Origin of the sequence: Natronobacterium gregoryi SP2, assembly GCF_000230715.2 — an archaeon.
GTDB lineage: Archaea > Halobacteriota > Halobacteria > Halobacteriales > Natrialbaceae > Natronobacterium > Natronobacterium gregoryi.
In genome coordinates, this window is record NC_019792.1 from 1241448 (window position 1) to 1258144 (window position 16697).

At 64.2% G+C, this 16697-nt stretch carries 14 protein-coding genes and 1 pseudogene; 8 read left to right on the forward strand and 7 right to left on the reverse strand.

Features of this window, described 5'->3' with window-relative positions:
• Positions 1-182: 182 nt before the first annotated feature.
• The 3 genes and pseudogenes from NATGR_RS06075 to NATGR_RS06085 all read right to left on the reverse strand — a co-directional run bounded on the left by NATGR_RS06075 (position 183) and on the right by NATGR_RS06085 (position 3969).
• On the reverse strand, positions 183-1595 hold the full coding sequence (locus NATGR_RS06075; RefSeq protein ID WP_005575434.1) for a zinc ribbon domain-containing protein: 1413 nt from the start codon (positions 1593-1595) through the stop codon (positions 183-185).
• Positions 1592-2767 carry a thiolase domain-containing protein gene (locus tag NATGR_RS06080; protein ID WP_005575435.1) on the reverse strand — a complete coding sequence of 392 codons (1176 nt, stop codon included), beginning with the start codon at positions 2765-2767 and terminating at the stop codon, positions 1592-1594. The genes NATGR_RS06075 and NATGR_RS06080 overlap by 4 nt, the downstream gene beginning before the upstream one ends.
• A gap of 54 nt (positions 2768-2821) precedes the next feature.
• Positions 2822-3969: pseudogene (locus NATGR_RS06085) on the reverse strand (thiolase family protein).
• Positions 3970-4056: 87 nt separating this feature from the next.
• Between NATGR_RS06085 and NATGR_RS06090 the strand changes: the two are divergent.
• The 3 genes from NATGR_RS06090 to NATGR_RS06100 are packed head-to-tail and all read left to right on the forward strand — an operon-like array spanning position 4057 to position 6203.
• Positions 4057-4941 carry a 3-hydroxyacyl-CoA dehydrogenase family protein gene (locus NATGR_RS06090; protein ID WP_005575438.1) on the forward strand — a complete coding sequence of 295 codons (885 nt, stop codon included), beginning with the start codon at positions 4057-4059 and terminating at the stop codon, positions 4939-4941.
• On the forward strand, positions 4934-5773 hold the full coding sequence (locus NATGR_RS06095; protein ID WP_005575439.1) for an enoyl-CoA hydratase/isomerase family protein: 840 nt from the start codon (positions 4934-4936) through the stop codon (positions 5771-5773). Before NATGR_RS06090 ends, NATGR_RS06095 begins: the two co-directional genes overlap by 8 nt.
• Positions 5774-5816: 43 nt before the next feature.
• Positions 5817-6203 (forward strand): PaaI family thioesterase, encoded by a 387-nt coding sequence (locus NATGR_RS06100; RefSeq protein WP_005575440.1) that lies wholly within the window; start codon positions 5817-5819, stop codon positions 6201-6203.
• 7 nt (positions 6204-6210) lie between these two features.
• On the opposite strand, the gene NATGR_RS06105 is transcribed toward NATGR_RS06100, so the two are convergent.
• Together NATGR_RS06105 and NATGR_RS06110 are read right to left on the reverse strand one after the other, a co-directional pair.
• Positions 6211-7218, reverse strand: coding sequence for an LLM class flavin-dependent oxidoreductase (locus NATGR_RS06105; RefSeq protein ID WP_005575441.1), 1008 nt, complete (start codon positions 7216-7218; stop codon positions 6211-6213).
• Positions 7219-7347: 129 nt separating this feature from the next.
• Positions 7348-8622, reverse strand: a complete 1275-nt coding sequence (locus tag NATGR_RS06110) for a M24 family metallopeptidase (RefSeq protein ID WP_005575442.1) — start codon at positions 8620-8622, stop codon at positions 7348-7350.
• Between the two features lie 94 nt (positions 8623-8716).
• On the opposite strand from NATGR_RS06110, the gene NATGR_RS06115 reads away from it, so the two are divergent.
• On the forward strand, positions 8717-9433 hold the full coding sequence (locus NATGR_RS06115) for an EthD domain-containing protein (protein ID WP_005575443.1): 717 nt from the start codon (positions 8717-8719) through the stop codon (positions 9431-9433).
• A 109-nt stretch (positions 9434-9542) separates the two neighbouring features.
• A complete protein-coding gene (locus NATGR_RS06120; protein ID WP_005575444.1) occupies positions 9543-10310 on the forward strand; it encodes an IclR family transcriptional regulator in 768 nt (255 codons plus the stop codon).
• An 82-nt stretch (positions 10311-10392) separates the two neighbouring features.
• On the opposite strand, the gene NATGR_RS06125 is transcribed toward NATGR_RS06120, so the two are convergent.
• Entirely contained in the window at positions 10393-11265 is an 873-nt protein-coding gene (locus NATGR_RS06125; RefSeq protein ID WP_005575446.1) for an amidohydrolase family protein, read from the reverse strand.
• Between the two features lie 357 nt (positions 11266-11622).
• Here NATGR_RS06125 and NATGR_RS06130 point away from each other — a divergent pair, with 357 nt between their 5' ends.
• Positions 11623-13308 carry an aldehyde ferredoxin oxidoreductase family protein gene (locus NATGR_RS06130; RefSeq protein WP_005575448.1) on the forward strand — a complete coding sequence of 562 codons (1686 nt, stop codon included), beginning with the start codon at positions 11623-11625 and terminating at the stop codon, positions 13306-13308.
• A gap of 436 nt (positions 13309-13744) precedes the next feature.
• Here the strand turns inward: NATGR_RS06130 and NATGR_RS06135 are convergent, their stop codons facing one another.
• Positions 13745-15121 carry a geranylgeranyl reductase family protein gene (locus tag NATGR_RS06135; protein WP_049887775.1) on the reverse strand — a complete coding sequence of 459 codons (1377 nt, stop codon included), beginning with the start codon at positions 15119-15121 and terminating at the stop codon, positions 13745-13747.
• A 364-nt stretch (positions 15122-15485) separates the two neighbouring features.
• Between NATGR_RS06135 and NATGR_RS06140 the strand changes: the two genes are divergently transcribed.
• Positions 15486-16109, forward strand: a complete 624-nt coding sequence (locus NATGR_RS06140) for a TetR/AcrR family transcriptional regulator (RefSeq protein WP_005575450.1) — start codon at positions 15486-15488, stop codon at positions 16107-16109.
• An 86-nt stretch (positions 16110-16195) separates the two neighbouring features.
• A complete protein-coding gene (locus NATGR_RS06145; protein WP_005575452.1) occupies positions 16196-16615 on the forward strand; it encodes a DUF7575 domain-containing protein in 420 nt (139 codons plus the stop codon).
• Positions 16616-16697: the final 82 nt, after the last annotated feature.

The window sequence follows — 16697 nt, forward strand, 5'->3', positions numbered from 1 at the left end:
TCTCGGTGGACGGACGTGTATATGACTGTCAGATACTGAGAGATGTCGGCGAACGCCGGGCACGCCTACGTTCGAACAGCTCGAACGAAGCGACAATCGTTCGAGCCAGTAGCACAGGCGTGACAGAGAAACGAGCTTCACGACGGTGAGGACAGCGGTTGGAAACGCGAGGACGGCAAAGACTACTCGAGCAGTTGCATCTTGAACCCGTACCGAATCACGTCTTCCTGGGTGTAGATTCGGCGGATCGTCGCCTCGACGCGGTCGCCGGGCGAGACCGACTCCTCGCCGACGGTACGGACCTGGGCTGGCGTCGAGACCGTGTCGTCGCCTGCGGGACCGTCGAGGGCGACGATTGCGCTGACGTACGCCCCTTCTCGTGCCTGCTGTTCGACGAACTCGGGGGGTGCACCGCCCTGGCCGATGACCGTCGCCGCCTCGACCGTCCCCGTTCCCGGCAGTGAGACCGTCTCGTCGGCCTCGAACGCACCACAGTCGGTACAGGCCCCCTCGGGCGGGAACGCGAGCACGCCACACTCCCGGCAACGCCCGGCGACGAGGCGATGGCGCTGAGGAAGGGTGCGTTTCCAGCTCGGGACGCTGACGTACGCGCCGCCACCTGCCGGCTCGCCTGGCGTGACGTCGCCGCGCATCCGCAGATACTCGCCGTAGGACAGCGTCTCCGCACCCTCGAGATCGGTCGCGACCGAAACGTCCGTCCCCGCGAGGGCGATCGCCGTCCCGCCACCGGGGCCGTAGCCGATCAGGACGACGTCGGTGTGGCCGGCCTCGAGCGCGCTGGCGAATCCGAGAAGCGCACTCGCCGCGCCGGTGTCGCCGAGGTCGTGGACGGTCGTCCCGGCTTGGAGGGCGTCGGTCTCGACGCCGAGCGGACCGGCGGCCCGGTAGGGGAGTTTCCCGTTCGGCGACTGGAGCGCGACGGCGTCGGCCGTCGCGAGGTCGTACTCGAGGTCGTCGGCGACGGCCGCGACGGTCTCCGTGAACGCCGACCGATCGTAGGCGGTGATCCCGAGGTCCGTCGTCTCCCCGGAGCCGGCAGGACGAAATCGCGTGCCGGGAAACGTCGTCGTCCGTTCGGCCCGGTCGACGACCGAGCCGGGGCCGTCGTCAGTCACCACCAGCGCGGCCGCGCCTGCACCGCCAGCGTGTTCGCGTTCGTCGTCCGGAGCACCGCGTGGTGCGTCGCTGGCGACCACGAGCGCGGGGCTACCGCCCTCGAGTGTCGTCGCCAGTGCGTCGACGCCGGCACGCGTGGTCGCGGAAAACGTTCGCGTCTCGACCGTCTCCGCGAGCCCGAGGAAGCTGGCGAGCCGTGCACCGATCGCGCCCTCCTCTAACGGTGGCGTCGTCGTCGCGACGAACAGCCGGCTCACGTCGGCCGACGCGAGGTCGCTGTCGGTCAGCACCATCGTCGCGGCCTCGCCCGCCATCGTCAGCGTATCTTCGTCCGCCGCAGGAACCGCCGTCTCGGAGATACCCACGCCGTGGAACTGGCCCCAGGCGTTCTCGACGGTCGCTGCCGTGATCCGGTAGCGCGGGGCGTAGGCCGCGACGGCGTCGATTCCGAGCGTCATCCTGTCACCCCCTCGCGCTCGAAGACGTGAACGACCGACGCGCCGCCGCTGCCGCCGACGTTGTGGGTCAGGCCACAGTGGGGGTTCTCGAGCTGCCGGTCGTCCGCCCGTCCCGTCAACTGCTCGAAGGCCTCGACGACCTGGCCGGTTCCGGTCGCTCCGATGGGGTGGCCCTTCGACTTGAGTCCGCCGGAGGTGTTGACCGGGAGGTCGCCATCGGGGTCGGCCCGTCCCTCGCGGAGCAGGTCGGGGGCCGATCCCGGCGCACAGAAGCCCAGGTCCTCGTAGGCGACCAGTTCCGCGATCGCAAAGCAGTCGTGGACCTCCGCGAAGTCGAGGTCGTTGGGGACGACGCCGGCACGCTCGTAGGCCGTCTCGGCGGCGACCTGCGAGGCCGAAATGGCGGTGTAGCTGTCCCGCTGGGCCAGCCCGACCCGTTCGCTGGCCGCGCCGACGCCGGCGACCCGCACCCGCTCGTCGCTGTACTCGCCCACGACGTCCTCGCTGGCGAGGATCGCGACCGCAGCCCCGTCGGAGGTCGGACAGCAGTGATAGAGGGTGAGGGGATCGGCGACGGTCGGCGCTTCCACGGCGTCCTCGAGCGAACACTCGAACCCCAGGTGGGCCTTCGGATTCTTCGCGCCGTTCGCGTGGTTCTTCACGGCGACCCGCGAGAGGTCCTCGTTCGTCGCGTCGTACTCGTTCATGTACGCACTCGCCATCTGGGCGTAGACGCCAGAGAAGGTCGTCCCGGTCAGTCGCTCCCACTCGGTCTCGCCGCTGACGCCGAGCCAGTACGTGGTCACGTCCTCGGAGAGGTCGGTCATCACCTCGTAACCGCCAGCGACAGCGACGTCGGCGAACCCACTCTTGATCGCCTGGACGGCCTGACGCACGGCGAATCCGCCTGCAGCGCAGGCGTTCTCGACTCTCGAGCAGGGGACGTTGTGGAGGCCGACGTGTTCGGTCACGGCCGGCCCCGACAGGCCGAGCTGGCGGCCGCCGACGCCGAGCGTGCCGACGACGGCCTCGTCGACGTCTCCGGTATCAATTCCGTGATCGACGCTGTCGCAGGCGGCCGCGTAGGCCTCCGCGAACAGGTCCCGGTAGCTCTCGTCCGGAAACGCCCCGAACGGCGACTGACCGGCACCGACGAGATAGACGTCTCGCATGGGCTCACGTTTTCGGCGGAATCATATATGTGTGCTGTTGACTTCCACACTCTCTCACGACGATCGTTCGAACACCGTCGCCACACCCTGCCCGAAGCCGACACACATCGTCGCGAGGCCGTACCGGTCGTCCTGCCGCCGGAGTTCGTGCAACAGCGTCGTCGCGATCCGAGCGCCCGAACAGCGAAGCAGGTGGCCGAGCACGATCGCGCCACCGTTGACGGTGAGTCGGTCGTCGTCGACCCGAGTGCCCGCTTGCAGTAGAGACTCTGGGAGGCAAACGCCTCGTTGAGTTCGACCAGGTCAAGGTCGCCGACGTTGATCCCTGCCGTCTCGAGTGCCGCTCGCGTCGCGGGCACCGGCCCGACCTCCATCACGCGCGGATCGACGCCAGCGACGGCCCGCGATCGGACGGTCGCGAGCACGTCCAGATCGTTCCGGGAGGCGTACTCGGGGCTCGTGACGAACAGCCCCGCTGCGCCGTCGGTCAGTGGCGAGGCGTTGCCCGGCGTCACCGTCGCCGCCTCGTCGTCGGCGAAGACGGTCGGCAGGTCCGCCAGGTCCTCGAGCGAGGTCTCGGGTCGCGGCCCCTCGTCGCGCTCGAGGGGATCGTCGGCGTCGACGGGGACGACCTCGTCGTCGAACCGACCCTCCTCCCAGGCGTCGATCGCCCACCGATGTGAGCGGAGGGCGAACCGGTCCTGTTCCTCGCGGCCGACGTCGTGTTCCCTGGCGACTCGCTCGGCGGTCGCCCCCATCGGCAGTTCGTCGCTGTCGTACCGCTTCTCGATCCCGGGATGGAGCCAATCCGAGAACGGGATGGGGCTCATGTGTTCGACGCCCGCGACGGGGACGACGTCGGCGTCGCCGGCCTCGATCGACCGCGTCGCGTCGACCAGCGTCGTCAGCGACGAGCCACAGAGTCGCGTCAGCGTCGCCCCGGGGACCGACTCGGGGAACCCACCTGCCAGCAGCGACTGCCGGGCGAGATTCCGTCCCTGTTCGCTCTCCTGGTTCGCACAGCCCAGACGGAAATCGTCTCACTCCCCCGCCGGAACGTCCGTCCGCTCGACCAGCGCCTCGAGGACTTCGATCACGAGGTCCTCGGGGTAGGGGTCGGCGAAGGCACCGTCCTTCCGGGCCTGTGGCGTCCGTACTGCGTCGACGATAACGGACTCTCTGCCAGCCGTCGAGCGTCGTATCGTGGCGTCTCGAGTGAAGTATCCTCCCGAGAACGTGTCGGAAATAGATTAGTAACGGCTTTGAGGATCGTCCCGATTGTGTGACGTATGCACGTCACAGTACTAGGAGCCGGTACCATGGGACACGGCATCGCACAGGTGACGGCGACGGCCGGACACGACGTCGTCGTCAGGGACATCGAATCCGAGTACGTCGAGGAAGGAATCACAGCGATCGAGGACAACCTCGAGGGCGGGGTCGAACGCGACAAACTCACCCGCGAGGAGGCCGACGCGACGCTGTCCCAGATCGAGGGAACGACCGATCTCGAGGCGGCCCTCGAGGGAGCCGACGTGGTAATCGAGGCAGTGCCAGAAGACCTCGAACTCAAACAGCGCACGCTCGAGGACGTCGAGGCGGTCGTCGACGAGGAGACGATCGTCGCGACGAACACGTCGTCGCTGTCGGTCACCGAAATCGCGAGCGCAGCCGACCACGACGACCGCGTGATCGGGCTGCACTTTTTCAACCCGGTCCACGTCATGGAACTGGTCGAGATCGTCGTCCCCGAGCAGGCCAGCGAAGCGACGGTCGCGTCCGCCCACGAGTTCGTCGCGGACGTCGAGAAGACCCCCGTCGAGGTCACCGACTCGCCCGGCTTCGCCTCCTCGAGACTCGGCGTCGCACTCGGCGTCGAGGCGATGCGGATGGTCGAGGAAGGCGTCGCCGATCCCCGCGACGTCGACACCGCGATGGAACTGGGGTACAACCACCCGATGGGGCCGATCGAACTCGGCGACGTCGTCGGCCTCGACGTTCGGCTGGATATCCTCGAGTACCTGCGGGAGGAACTCGGCGAACGGTTCAGGCCACCACAGGCCCTCAAGCGCAAGGTGCGTGCGGGTAACCTCGGCAAGAAGACCGGCGAAGGGTTCTACGTCTGGGAGGACGGCGAGATCGTCGGCGTCAGCGGGGGCGAAGGCGATGAGTGACGACCGGGTCGACGGAGCCGGCGAAATCGAAGCGGTCGCAACGAACAGCGAGACGATCCGCGTCTCGGTTGGCGACCGCGTCGACGGCGTCGCGACGGTGACGATGGACCGGCCAGACGCCAGAAACGCCCTCGACGCGACGTTGCGAGCCGAGCTGAAGAAGATACTCGGTGCCATCGAGGATAGCGACGTCCGCGTCGTCGTGCTGACCGGTGCCGACGAGGCCAAGGCGTTCGTCGCCGGGGCCGACGTGAGCGAGTTGCGCGAGCGAGACGCATTAGAACAGCGCGAGGCCTCGAAACGGCCACGCGTCTACGAGGTCGTCGACGACCTCCGGCAGCCGGTCATCGGCCGGCTCAACGGCCACGCGCTGGGCGGCGGCTGCGAACTCGCGACGGCGTGTGACGTCCGGATCGCCCACGAGCGAGCGAAGGTCGGCCAGCCCGAGATCGCCCTCGGGATCATGCCCGGCGGCGGCGGCACCCAGCGACTTCCCCGCCTGGTCGGCGAAGGACAGGCGATGCGACTGATCCTCTCCGGCGAACTCCTCGAGGCCCGGGAAGCCCGCGATATCGGCCTCGTCGATGTCGTCTGTGCGGACAACGAGGAACTCGACGAGGAGGTCTACGGCCTCGCCGAGTCGATGGCCCAAAAGAGCCCCGTCGCCCTCGAGTTCGCAAAGCAATCGGTGAAAGCGGCCTCGAGGATGGACTTAGAGAGTGGCATCGAGTACGAGGCCGAACTGTTCGCCCAGCTGTTTGCGACCGCGGACAAAAACGAGGGGATCGACGCCTTCCTCGAGGACCGCGATCCGGAGTGGCAGGGACGATAGCGGCGGCCTGCACTTTTATTATTTGCCAACAGGGAGTGTGTGTATGGATGTCGAAGCCTTCTTCGAGGGGATGCCGTTTGCCTCCCTGCTGGGTATCGAGATCACCGAGTGTGCCGACGGGCACGCCGAGGGTCACCTCGAGATGACCGAGGAACTCTCCTGGAACGAAGCGGAGTTGCTGGCCCACGGCGGCGTCACGTTCACCCTCGCGGACACCGTCGGCGGCGCGGCCCTAGTCTCGGAGGTCGAACAGCCGGTGCCGACGATCGACATGCGGATCGACTACCTCAGCGCCGGGACGGGCGATCTCTACGCCGAGGCCGACGTCGTCCGGTGTGGCGGTGACGTCGGGACGGTCGACGTCGAGGTGTACGCCACAGAGGAGGAGACGCTGATCGCGGACGCTCGAGGCGTCTACAAGACCGGATAAGAGCTGACTATCGCAGTGCCGGCGCGACCTCGTCGCCGAGCTGGTGGACGCACTCTACCATCTCCTCGGTGCCGACGCCGGGGTGGTAGGTCCGGAAGATGACGTGGACGTCGTCGCCCAGCGCCTCGCGGTACGCCTCGAGTTCCTCGATCACCTGTTCGGGCGTGCCGAAGATCGCCTGCTCTTTCAGTTCCTGCTTGCGCTCGTCGTCGAGTTCGTCGACCGACTCGCCCGAGAAGATTTCCTCGTAGCGACGCTGGATGTAGAGGTAGCCGTCTTTCATCGTCTCCCAGGCCTCTTCGCGGGAGTCGCCGACCCAGCCGTGCTGGAGGACGTAGATCGTAAAGTCGTCCTCGAGGCCTGCCTCGTCGCGAACTCGCCGAACGTCTTCGACCCGTTTCCGGACGCCCTCGACCGAGAGCGACGAGGGGGCACACCAGCCGTCGGCGATCCTGGCTGCCCGCCGGACGGCTGGTTTTGCTGCTCCGCCGAGCATAATCGGCACGTCGCCGTCGACGGGTGTGGGCGTGATCGAGACGTCCGTCGGCACGTCGTGAAAGTCGGAGTCGTACGCGAGATCGCCCTCGCTCCAGGCACCCCGGAGGAACGGAACGAGATCGCCGAGTCGCTCGGCTCGCTCCTCTCGAGGGACGCCGAAGACGTCGAACTCCCGGGGATTCGAGCCGATCGCGAGCCCGAGCGTGAGTCGGCCGTCCGCGAGCGCGTCGACGGTCGCGGCGTCCTCGGCCAGCCGAATGGGATCGTACAGCGGGCCGAGCGCGACGCAGCTTCCGATCTCGAGGTCGTCGGAGACGGCGGCCATCGCGCCGAGGGCCGGCATCGTTCCGGCGAGGTACTCGTCCTCGGCGAAGTGGTGTTCGGAGACCCACGCGCTGTCCAGTCCCGCGGCATCGATCTCACGGGTCACCGCGAGGAGTTCGTCGTAGCGGTCGGCGGTGTCGCGGTCGTCGTCCGGCCGCTGCTGGGCGGTAAACAGGCCAGTACCGAGTTGCATACTCGTTTACATCCAGCGCGACCGTCTTAATCTTTGGCGAAGTGACGAAACGCAACTGGCTGACGCGGCAGGCAGCCGTCACGGCGACGCGAACTCGGCAATAGCGCTCGAGTGGTGGCGTCGACTCGATTACTGATCGACGACCGTGATCTCCTCGACTGGCCACTGGCTCAGGATCTCGACGCCGTTCTCGCGGACGACGACCATCTCTTCGACGCGGACGCCCTGCCGACCGGCCGGTTCCTGGGTCTCGACGGCCATCGTCATCCCCTCCTCGATCTCGATGGGGTGGTCGGGCGAGAGCCCCCGCCAGATCAGCGGCACCTCGTATAGCTGGAGGCCCAGTCCGTGGGCCCAGTGGTTGGTCGTCAGTTGCCAGTGTTCGTCGGCGTCGTAGTAGTCGGCGTGCTCGCCTGCCATGTCCGGGAACCCCCGGGCGATCTCGTCGGTGGTTGCACCCGGTTCGATCCGCTCCAAGACGTCGTAGAGGTTGTCGCGGGCAGCCTCGTAGGCCTCTTTCTGTTCCTGGGTGGGTTCGCCCATCGAGAACGTGCGGTAGTAACAGGAGCGATAGCCCAGATAGCCGACGTTGTAGAAGTCGGCGTAAACGAGGTCGCCGGGCCGGATCGTCCGGTCGGTCGTGTTCGCCTGGTGTTTCGGCCAGGTGTTCGGTCCCGACGTGAGGTAGCCGCCGCCGACGAACGCGCCGTGTCGCCACAGTTCCCGGACCGCCTCGCCCCACAGTTCGTTCTCGCGCCTCCCAGGCTTCGCGGCGTCTTTGATCCGCTGGAAGCCAGCCTCACAGATCGCCGCGACCATCCGCAGACACTCGATCTCGTCTTCGGTCTTGACCTTGCGGGCGTCCTCCATGACCGCGTTGGCCGTCTCGACGTCCGTCTCGAGGCCCTGCCCCCCGAGTGCCTCGAGCAGTCCGCGGTTGCCGACGTCGACGCCGAGTTTCTCGTCGGCGACGCCGTACTCCGTGGCCGCCTCGGCGACGCCCTCGGCCATCGTCTCGAGCAGAAACTGCCGTGCCGAGTCGCGACCGGACGCTCGCGGGACGTTCCCGAGTCCGGGGCAGGCGTACCGGATGTCGTGGAGCCACGGACAGTTGAACCGCTGGTTGCTCGCGTGGTCGGCGGTGTCCCAGTGGACGATATCGCCCTCCTCGGTCAGCAACGTGTAGTGGTCGGCACCGCTGCCGCCGGTCATCGCCAGCCCGGTGACGTACCGGATGTTCGGGTCCGATACCAGGAGCATCGCACCTAGCTCCGTCTCCTGGAGTCGCTCGAGTGCCCGCTCCCTGCGCCGTTCCCGGAGTCGCCGCGTATCGATGCGTCCTTCCCAGTCGACGGCCTGCGTGCCGCGGGTCCCCTCCATGAAGCTCCGCTCGTAGAAGGCCATGGTCACTCGTACCAACCAAATCGACGCACATAAATTGTGGCCTGTGATACACTCACCCACACGTTTATTGGACTGTGTGAACAATTCAGGCGTGATGTACAAGCACGTCGCGTTGCTGGTTCGACAGGACGGACTCTCTCACGAGGAGTTCGTCGACTACTGGCAGACCGAACACACCCCGATCGCCAGAGAGATCGACGGCGTCGTCAGGTACCAGCAGGTCCTGCCGACCGATCCCGAGAACGCCGAGTTCGACGGACTGGCGGAGCTGTACTTCGAGGACCTCGAGGAGCTCCACGACGCGCTGGGCAGTCCCGGGTCCCGGGATTACGACCCGACGAAGGAGGTGGCGACACGCGCCCGCGAGGACGTCGACAACTTCCTCGCCGTCGAAAAGCGGCCTCGATTTATCGGCGAGGAACTCGTTCAGAAAGACGAACTCGGCGGTGATACCGACGACCTCTACAAACACTCGGCGTTTCTCGTCCGACGGGACGGGATGAGCCACGAGGAGTTCGTCGACTACTGGCAGACCGAACACACCCCGATCGCCAGAGAGATCGACGGCGTCGTAAAGTACAACACGATTCTGCCGACCGATCCCGAGAACGCCGAGTTCGACGGCGTCGCAGAGTTGTACTTCGAGGACCTCGAGAAACTCTACGACGCGCTGGGCAGCGAGGGCTCCCGGGACTACGATCCCGACAGAGGCAAAGCCAAGGAGGCCCGCGAAGATGTCGACGACTTTCTCGCGATCGACGAGCGGCCCCGCTTCATCGGCCGGGAACGACTCGTCAAAGGCGAGCGATAGCGTTGCACCATCCAGAGAGATCCGTGGCAGTCTTCGAACTATCGAAACGAACACGAGACACGTTCGAATAGCGGGAACAAACTTTTGTGCTGGTCGTGGAATGATACCCATGGCATCCAGATCGAGCCATCGGCCGGTCGAAACCGTCGAGACGGCGTTCGACATCGTCGATACGCTCAAACGGACGGAGGGAGGTGGCGTCTCCGAACTCGCGGACGAACTCGGTCTCGCAAAGAGCACGGTCCACAGACACCTCAAGACCCTCGAGTCTCGAGGGCTGGTCGTCCAGGAGGGCAACAGCTACCACCTCAGCACGTGGTTTCTCGACTACGGCGTCCACGTCAGGAACCGCCATCCGCTGTACGACCTCGCGAAACCGAAGGTCGACGAACTCGCCGACGTGACCGACGAGAAGGTCTGGTGTGTCGTCGAAGAACACGGGATGGGCGTCCACGTCTACGGCGCACAGGGTCGCCACTCGGTGAAGACCCACGCCCGGATCGGCAAGCGCACGCCGCTACACCAGTACGCCGCCGGCAAAGCCATCCTGGCGTCGCTCCCCGACGAGCGCGTCGAGTCCATCCGCGAGCGGTACGGCTTGTCAGCAAAGACGGCACAGACGATCACCGATCGAGAAGAACTGTTCGAGCAACTCGAGACCATCCGCGAGCGTGGCTACGCGTTCAACCGCGAAGAGTCGGTCACCGGCGTCCACGCCGTCGGAGCACCGATCGAAGACGAGACGGGGACGGCGATCGGCGCGTTGAGCGTCGCTGGTCCAGCCAACCGGTTGCGGGGTGACGTGATGACCGACGAGCTACCGGAGTTGCTCCTCGGGGCGACAAACGAAATCGAGATCAATCTGGCACACTCGTAACGAGGTTCGAGCGAGTCGAACGACACCGACGGTGTTTCGACCGAATTGCTGTACTGCTTTCTCGTCGCTCGAACGGGCGTCACTACGTGAGTCCCAGAAACTCCTCGGCGTTCTCCCAGAGAATCTTCCGCTGAATCTCCTCGTCGTAGCCGAGTTCCGCGAACTGCTCGAGCCACGGCCCCGGCTCGAGCATGGGATAGTCGGTCCCGAACATGACCTTGTCCGTGAGCAGGGTCTTCGCGTAGTGTAACACCTGATCGTCGATGTACCTCGGCATCCAGCCCGAGAGGTCCATGTAGACGTTGCCTTTCTGCTGGCAGATGGCGAGTTGTTCTTTCTCCCACGGGTACGCTGGGTGGGCGATGAGGATCTGCAGGTCGGGGTAGTTGGCGGCCACGTCGTCGATCAGCATCGGATTTCCGTACTTGATCTGCAGCCCGCGGCCGCCCGGCGAACACGCACCGAGCGTGGAGTTGCCGCCGTGGAAGACAACCGGGACGCCCAGATCCTCGATCGTCGTCCACAGCTCCTCGTGGTCGGGCGCGGACGGATCGAACCCTTGTGCGATCTGCTGGAACTTGAATCCCGACAGATCCAGGTCCGCGACACAGCGAATAGCCTCCTCGACGCAGTCGTCCTTGAGCGGGTCGACGGAGCCGAACCCGACGAAGAACTCGTCGTACTCGTCGCGGACCTCGGCGACGTAGTCGTTGGGAACCGGCGGGTTGCCGGTGTTGGTCTCGGCATCCCACCCAAGCAGAACGGCCCGGTCGACGCCTGCGTCGCGATACGCCTCGAGCATGTTCTCGTAGGTGTCGGGCTCGAGGTCGGTGCCGAACCGGTCGGCAGCGTCTCGCATCAGCTGGCCGCCAGCGTCGTGGAGGAACTCACTGGTCGGCTGGTGTGCGTGCATGTCGATCGCCCGTGGCTCCTCGAGGACAGAGGGAGAACCCATAGACGAGTGTACGGCGTTCTGATATATGTATGTTTACTGTTCGCATAGTGCGACGGGAGTGGGGGCTGGCGTTCTCAAAACACAAGTTACACTATCTTTTCTATATCTAAACAATAATCCTACACTACTGAATAGCTATTGGGAGGCGTAGATTCGAGGCCATATCGTATCTTTCTCACCGTACAACTCTTGAATCTGTGTCCGATAGTCGTCGAGTGGTATCCATCCGCGACGAATTGAGCTGTATGTTAAAAATACCAATAGTATATTATTCTAGTATAAATCGGTGATTCTGCCGGACACCGCGATCGCTGCAACCGGTATCGTTTTGCGATAGGGCGTGTCACACCAACTCATATGAAACACGTCCGAGGGCCGCTGTGTACGATCGACGTCGGGGAACGAACCGTCGACGCCGAAGAGGTCGACGACGTCCTCGAGTCGTTTCTCGGCGGGCGCGGCGTGGGGACGAAACTGGCACACGATCGGATTCCGTTCGACGCCGATCCACTCGGCCCCGAGAACCGACTCGCCCTGGCGACAGGGCCGCTCCAGCACTCGAGGATGAGCTTTACAGGACGAATGTCTGCAACGGGACTCTCGCCGCTCACCGACGGCTTGCTCTCCTCGAATGCCGGCGGCTTCCTCTCGCGGAACTTCACCGCGACGGGGTACAGCGCCGTCGAGATTACCGGCGAAAGCGACGAACTCGTGATCGTCCACGTGAGAGACGGCGGCGTCGAGTTCGAACCCGTGCCCGACCTCGAGGAGGCGACCGTCTCCGAGACCTGCGACTACGTCGCCCAAGAGCACGGCCTCGAGTCCGAACACACGGCCGTCGTCGGTCCCGCTGGAGAGAACGAGGTCCGGTTCGCGTCGATCATGACCTCGAGAGAACGGGCGTTCGGCCGTGGCGGCCTCGGCGCAGTCCTGGGCTCGAAGCACGTGAAGGCGATCACCTTCGACGGTGACTCGACGCGGGAGGTCGAGATTCCACCGCTCCAGACGGACGTCCACGGCGAGGCCGCCCAGACCGACCACATCATGAAACGCCAGGGGACGACCTCGGTCACCGAGTACGCGAACACGGTCGAGGCCCTGCCGACGCGGTACTTCTCGGAACTGTCCTACGAGCACATCGACGACATCAGCGGCGACCGCGTCGAAGAGAAGAAGTACCAGAAAGGGACCTGCTCGGCGTGTGCCTTTGCCTGCAAGCTCCCGACGAGAGACGAGGAAACCGGCCTCGAGACCGAAGGCCCCGAATACGAGACGCTGATGGCGTTCGGCCCGAACTCGGGTGTCGACGACATCGTCGACGTGATGCAGTCGAACGAACTCTGTGACGAGTTCGGCCTCGACACCATCTCGGCCGGCGACGTGGTCGCAGCCTACCTCGCAAGCGAGGACGAGTTCGGCAACGTCGAATTGATCCACGACCTCGTCGAGAAGATTGCCTACCGAGAGGGAATCGGCGACCAGCTCGCAGACGGCATCGACCGCATCCACGACGACCTCGGCGTCGAGAACTGGACGGTAAAAGGAATGGAGTTTGCCGCCCACGACGGCCGGACGCTCAACGGTCAGGGACTGGCATTCGCCACCGCAAACCGCGGTGCAGACCACATGTACGGCGAGTTCTATCCCTACGAGTACCCACTGGTCGACGCCGACGACGCCTTCGACAAGACGGGACTCGAGGGCAAGCCACCGAAACTCGTCGACCTCGAGAACGGCAACGCCGTCAAAGACAGCGCCGTCCTCTGTAAGTTCTCGCGGGACTTCGTGGGCCCGGACCGACTCGAGACGCTACTGGACGCCGACTACGAACGATTACTCGAGGTCGGCGGCGAAGTCGTCACGCTCGAGCGTCACTTCAACAACCAGCGCGGCTTCGATCGTGAAGACGATCGGGTCCCCTACGAGATTCCTGGTTTCGAAGACGGACTGGACGAGTACTACGTCGAACGCGGCTGGAACGAGGACGGCACGGTCCCGGACGAACAGGTCGGCGGTGAAGACACAACACTGGCCGACGACTAATACGGATTGCTGTAAGTAGTTACTGCCGATCGCCAGTAATTGGCGGCAGTAACTGTATGAGGGGTTTCCTGTCGATCAGTGCCGGCACACTAGCGATCCGAAGCAGTTGCACCGGTACATCGGGGCAGCAATCCGTCTACGTGCACGAAAACGCGCGACTCCGGTTGGGTCGTCGAAAGGAACCGGGTGAGACGGAACTGATTGCACGTCGATTGTCCATCTTCCTTCGGCTCTGGCTTACACGGACCGCATCCCTCGTGCGATGGGGTCGCCCACTGTTTCCCGCGTCGAATCCTTCGCGTCAAGGAATCGGACGGTACCGTCCGTCAGCCTATCGGAATCGGCGGGCAGTCTCAGACGGTTTGCTGTACCGATGTCCCGGCACGACCGCAGGAGGGCTCGCGGTCGCGCCGGACATGACCGACAGCAAACCGTATCAATACTTCGGCTCAGCACCGGTGATCTCGTAGACGCGCTCCATCACCGCGTCACGTTCTTTCTGCCAGCCGTCGTATCGAGCCGGGTCGTCGGGATAGCCATCGTAGACGTCTTTGAGCGTGGCCGCTTTCTTCTGGATCGTGTAGAGATCGTAGAGGGCACCCCAGTGACCGACAGTCTTCAGGAGCGTCTCGAGTGTGAGACCGAAACTCATCTCGATCGTTCCTTTCTTACCGATTGCGTCGACGATTTGCTCGCCGGGAAGGGACGTGATGACCGACACGAGGGAGTCGACACCACGTGCCGTCCCGAAGATGTTGTACAGATCCATCGCAGCGAACCGCTTCCCAAAGTCAGTCTGGACGCGGTGGTTGTACTCCCACAGGCTCGCTTCACTCACGTCACCGTCGGCAATGGCTTCGGCCGCGATTTCGGCGGCCCAGTGGCCAGCCATCGCCGCCCCAGGGATACCGCCACCAGTACAGGGGTTGACGTGCGCTGCCGCGTCGCCGACGGCCATGTAGCCGGGGTGAACGGCCGAATCGTACGGTCGTCGGGTCGGAAGCGTCGCGCCCAGTTTGTTCTCGACCGTCGCACCATCGAACTCTGGCCGGTTCGCGATATCATCTGCGAGCACGTCGACCAGTTTCATCGGCTCCTCGGTCATCTGGAACCCCAACCCGACGTTAATCTCGGTCCCCGATCGGGGGAAATACCAGAGATAGCCGAGTTCCTCGGTCGGCTTGAACACGAGCGCATCGTCCCACTCGACGGGTTCTGGTAGTTCGAGCACTTCGCGATAGGCCGAACAGAACTGTGAGTAGTCGACGTTGGTGTCGAACGCCGACCCGGAGAAATCGGCCTTGTCCTGCAGGATCGACAGTGCGCCGGCCCCATCGATTACGACCTCCGCCTCGTAATCGACGGGGTCACCCTCACGAATTGCGCGAACACCGTCGATTCGCCCGTTCGGCTGGATGACGTCGTTGACGACGGTATCGTAATGGATTTCGGCACCGGCCCGGTCAGTCTCGTCGAGCAGTACCTGTCCGTACCGGTAGCGGTCGACGACGGCACCCGTCTCGCCGAACTCGATCTCGAGCGTCTCGCCGGTTCGGGGGTTCTCGAAGATGCCACGACCGATGCTGTCGTTCGTGAACGCCTCCGCACGCAGCCGATCGCAGTCGACGACATCGGGGAACTTGCTCGTTCCCTTGATACCGTCTCCGCAGGCGATGTAACCTGCTTGCTCAGCGGACTTGCGCTCGAGGAGAACGACCTCGAGGCCCGCTCGTGCTGCCGTTGCAGCGGCGAAGCAACCGGCCGTTCCCCCGCCGACTACGACGACGTCAGCAGTTTCTATACCTGATGCCATCCGTGTGTAATCCATCTAGCACCAGAATAAAAAACACGATGATATGCGCTGGCGGTCGTCGGGTCGTGAGACAGAAAGCTTATGATAGTGCTGACTGAATGGTCAGTTGGCGGGAGCGCAACGAATTCACCTGCCGTAACCACCAACTCTCCACACTGACTTTGGCTCCCGTCGTCGCATCCACCACACCCTGCACCCTGACTCCTGTCGTGCGGTCGCCCCAGAATGTTCCCGGGGGCGACGTTTCTGGAGACGCTGTGTATGGGACCACGACGTATCAGTACGGTAGAACGAACTGACGAACGTCGGAAAGCGGGCGGATCGGTCCCTGGAATATTTACGACCGAGCATCGATGGTACGTCTATGGCAGACACGCCGGGGGCGGGCTGGGTATCGACGTCGACGGACGAGTTCGACGAGACGACCGAAGAAATCATGCGAGCGGTGTATCGAGCCCTGTCCAAGAACGGCTACCCGGAAACTACGATGGCGGAAATCGCCTCGGAGTTCGAAAAGAGCAAGGGGCTGCTCTACTACCACTACGACAGTAAAGAGGCGATTCTGAACGACTTCTTCACGTATCTCTGTCAACGACTCCAGTCGTCGCTCATCGAAGAATCCTACGAAGACCCCTACGAAAGACTCCTTGCGGTGGTCGATCGAATCCTGCCAGCAGCGATCGACGACGAACAACTCGAGTTTCGACAGGCGCTTTTCGAGGTTCGATCGCAAGCGCCGCACAACCGCTCGTACTACGAACAGATCCGTCGTTCGGATCGGATCATCCTCGAGACGTTGACGGAGACGATCCAGCAGGGCGTCGAAACCGGCCGATTCGCCGATGTCGATCCGGAACGACGGGCCGAACTGTTGTTCTCGACGCTGTACGGGATTATGGAACGCGGGGCTGCACTCGGCGACCGTGACCTCGTCGAACGCAACCGGGAGATGGTTCGAGTCCGCCTCGAGCGAACGTTACTCGCCTAACATTGCAGTTGGCGAGATCGCCACCGGGTGATCCCGGAGGCGAGATAGACGGAAGACTTACTACTGACTAACCGTTCAGTCAATGCATGAGCCGACAATCATCGCAGAAACGGCCGTGGCTCGCCGCCGGACTAACCCTGCTCGTGGTGGGTCTCGGACAGTTCTACCTCCGGCGGTGGCTACGCGCACTCGGGTGGGTCAGTCTCGCTGTGGTGACCACGCTCGTGTTTGTCCCCCAGTCGGTACTGACGGACCCGGCAGCAGCGTCTTTCTGGGACGGTGCGCCGCTGGCCTTCGTCGGGCTACTGAGCGTCTTCGACGCGTACGTTCTCGCCACACAGCACAACGTCCGTCTCGAGTCACAGAACCCGGAGACGCCCCGATGTCCAGCCTGCCACCGCGAACTCGAGGCAAACCTGACGTTCTGTCAGTGGTGTGCAAACGAACTCCCCGAGGGGGAGGCGGCGAATTTCGCGACCACGGACGAAACTGACGGCGATTCGTAACTACCGAAAGGCAGTGCCTGCGCGATCGCGGACAGACGAGCCGAATACTCGATGTGAGCCGGAACCCAGCCAGCGAGTGGGG